This window comes from Runella sp. R0.1_18 (genome assembly GCF_057652155.1).
Genome location: NZ_JBYFCK010000057.1, coordinates 1 through 3701, shown reverse-complemented (window position 1 = coordinate 3701; position 3701 = coordinate 1). Strand labels below are relative to the sequence as shown.

Here is a 3701-nt window from a genome sequence, read left to right as displayed (position 1 = left end):
TGCACCCGCCAAACAGGATTACCTGAAACACACAAACCCGAAACATCAAACTCCAAACCGTTAACAGGATTCGCATCTGTGTCACAAAATGTCTGAGCATTACCCTCGTTGAGCGTTTGTTGAAGCGTTGACAACGTAATCGTGGGTTTGCCTTGTATTTTTATTTCCACAATGCCGCTTTGTAATTGACTACAACTCGTGGATGAACTTTCTGAAACACTCAGTAGGGTGTACGTAAACACCCCTGTTACACTCGTCGGCACTGAAACCGTCACGTTGTTCCCAGTGGCTGTTTTCACCGTTTGCGGTGCACCATCGTTGATTTTATACGTAAACGTGTAGGGAGCAGTGCCATTTGCCCCCACGAATGTCACGGTTGGAGATGTTCCGTTTTGGCAAACTACCGTTGTGCCCTCAATCGTCGCCGTCGGCAATGAGTTGACTGTAATGAGCACTATTGAAGAAGTCGCTTCAGCACATTCTCCACTTTTCACAATGGCCCTGAAATAAGTATCCGTTGTAAGCGAACCAATAATGGCACTTGTCAAAGTAGTACTTGTTGAAGAAATAATACTTTGGCTACTGAAGGATGAGTTCGTTGATTTTTCCCATCTAACCACATTACCTACCTGACCACTCAGACTCAAATCCACTGGAGCTGTCCCCGAACATATCGTTTGGGCTGAACTTACCACGCCGCCCACACTTACAGAGTTTATAGTAATCTTTACTGAACTTGAAATCGCCTCACTACATACTCCACTTTTCACTACCGCCCTGAAATACGTATCTGTCGTTAAATTACCAATTATTGAACTTGGCAAGGTAGTCAGCATCGCAGTTGAAGCTATATCAATCGCATTGCTAAAATTGGCATTACTAGATTTTTGCCATTTCACCACACTCCCTGTTTGGCCCGACAAACTAATATCTAACGGAGAAGCTCCCAAACATATCGTTTGAGCCGAACTTACCGTACCACCCACACTTACAGAGTTTATAGTAATCTTTACTGTACTTGAAATCGCCTCACTGCATACCCCACTTTTTACTACCGCCCTAAAATATGTATCTGCCGTTAAAGCACCTATTGTTGCACTTGGCAAGGTAGTCAGCATCGCAGTCGAAGCTATATCAACCGCATTGCTAAAATTAGCATCAGACGACTTTTGCCATTTCACCACACTCCCTGTTTGGCCCGACAAACTAATATCTAACGGAGAAGCTCCCAAACATATCGTTTGAGCCGAACTTACCGTACCACCCACACTTACAGAGTTTATAGTAATCTTTACTGTACTTGAAATCGCCTCACTGCATACCCCACTTTTTACTACCGCCCTAAAATATGTATCTGCCGTTAAGCTGCCAATTGTCCCACTCGGCAACGTCGTCTCAGTTGAAGCAATATCAACTGGAGTACTAAAATTAGCATCACTAGCCTTTTGCCATTTCACCACACTCCCCGTTTGACCTGATAAACTCAAACTCAATGGTGACGTTCCCGAACATATCGTTTGAGCCGAACTTACAGTACCACCCACACTTACTGGATTAACCGTAATCTTTACTGAACTTGAACTAGCGCTACACATACCGTTTTGGACAACTGCTCTGAAATAAGTATCTGCCGTTAAAGTTCCTATTGTCGCACTTGGCAATGTCGTCGCGGTCGAAGCAATATCAACCGAATTGCCAAAATTAGCATCAGACGACTTTTGCCATTTCACCACACTCCCTGTTTGTGTTTGGCCTGATAAACTCAAATCCAATGGACTTGTCCCTGAGCATATCGTTTGAGCCGAACTTACTGTGCCACCAGCATTTTTTTGAACTACCACCATACCCATGATATTGCTAGATTCACAGTTCGTGATTGTATTTTTCACCGTGAGAGTAAAAGGAATTGAAGTGCCAGATGCCGCATTGCTTAAATTGACCGTAATAGGGTTAGACAAACTCCCATCGGTAACGGGGGTAATATCTAACCCCTCAATCGAATACTTTTGGGGAGATTGCGTAGGATTGGTATAAGGAATTGAAAACGACATCGCCCCCTCACAGATAGTAGAAATGTTGCCCAATGTGATAGAAGGACGAACGGGGTCGGCTAAGGATGCCGAGACGGCATTACTTGCGCAGCCTCCCTCGGTAGCTACAATCTGGGTATAATTTCCTGCCCCTAAATTCGAGAGCGTAATAACTCCGTTATTATTAGAAGTCACCTCAACAGTCGTTGTAGCATCGTTGTCTTTTTTATAAGTTACACTGTAAGTAGTGTTAATGACAAGTCCAGTTAGACTGATAGAGCCGTCCATCCCTTTACAAGAGCTTGGATGACTAATAGATACAATAGGATGAGTAGCACTGAGAACACTGCCAGCCTGAGTAATAGGAGCTGGATTTCCAGAAAGTACTTCTACCAATACTTGCCCATCATTGGGTTCTACGCCATCAGAACCATTGGTATTGACAGGGTTTGTTCCGCTATTATAGGATTTAGCCCGTGAATAAGGACCATAATATCTATCTCCTCCATTTCCTCCAGTATGTCCGCCACCACCGCCAGCCATATCGGACGCTCCTCCACCTCCTCCCATCCCAGAACCCCCATTTCCAGCATATGGATAATCAGAACACCGAGCCCCGCCTGTCGAAATACCTATTAAACTCACCTGTCCCCCTCCTCTCGTGCAGTTATTAAAGCCTCCTACTCCCCCATTTCCATTCAATCCTCCCCCTCCAGTCGAGAGGCCAAACCCAGAATCTCCGCCACTACCGTTGCCATCGGTAGCACCACTCCCTCCCAAACCAATTTCATTAGCCGACGCACCCGTCGCTCCAGTTCCACCCGCAGCAATCATCAGTACGGTATTAGTGAATAGGTTCACCACCCCTGACCCAGCTCCACCACCGCCACCGCCTCGTGAAAAATCACTTTGACTAGTCTTTGCATTTTCTCCTTTTCCTCCCGCCACAAACATTAGGGTATGGCCTGGCTGTACCACAAAATCTCCTTTTACCGTAGCACCTGTACTACCCATAGCGATGATGGACTCAAAAATCATATAGTGACCCTTTCCACCTCCGCCACCTTGTGCTGTAATCCGTAACGTCACAGCGCTTCCTGTGTTGTTTGTCCAAGTATAAGAAGTACCTGTTTGCTGGCAGCTTTTGAGCGTAAGGAGGGTAGTTTGTGCCTGTGTTAGGGTACCTAGAAGAAGTAGCCCTACCATGTAAAGGCTAGGCTTTTTGACAAGCATAACCAGCCAGAGACGACAAAATAGCGTAAATATGTTGATTTTCATTTTGATGAAAAATAGTAATAGTAGTGAGAATAAGTTAAGCTATGCACTACAAAGTAGCGACACTTATCTCATAGATACCATTTTAGGGGGTGGACAAAGGGGGTGGACAACTTACAATAAACTCTATATCAAATACTTACAAAGCACCCTCTAACACTTCCAAAAATAGTAAAGCACAAAAAGAAAGGAGTAAACAATGGTATATACCATCATTTACTCCTTTTCGTCAACCTATTTTAGGGCTATTATTTTACTTTGAGCACCTTCAAACTGGCCTGTTTGGTAGGGCTATTCGATAAATACACAAAACCGAATCATCTAGCCAATTTACTAATCTTGAAATCTTGCCTATGTTCAGAGGATATAACCCGTAATACATAACTCCCCGCTACA

General features: G+C 44.4%; 1 pseudogene. It reads right to left on the bottom strand.

The features are described 5' to 3' along the window. Positions 1 to 3308 (bottom strand): annotated as a pseudogene (locus AC23P2_RS30940) (hypothetical protein); the annotation flags it as partial. Positions 3309 to 3701 lie beyond the last annotated feature (393 nt).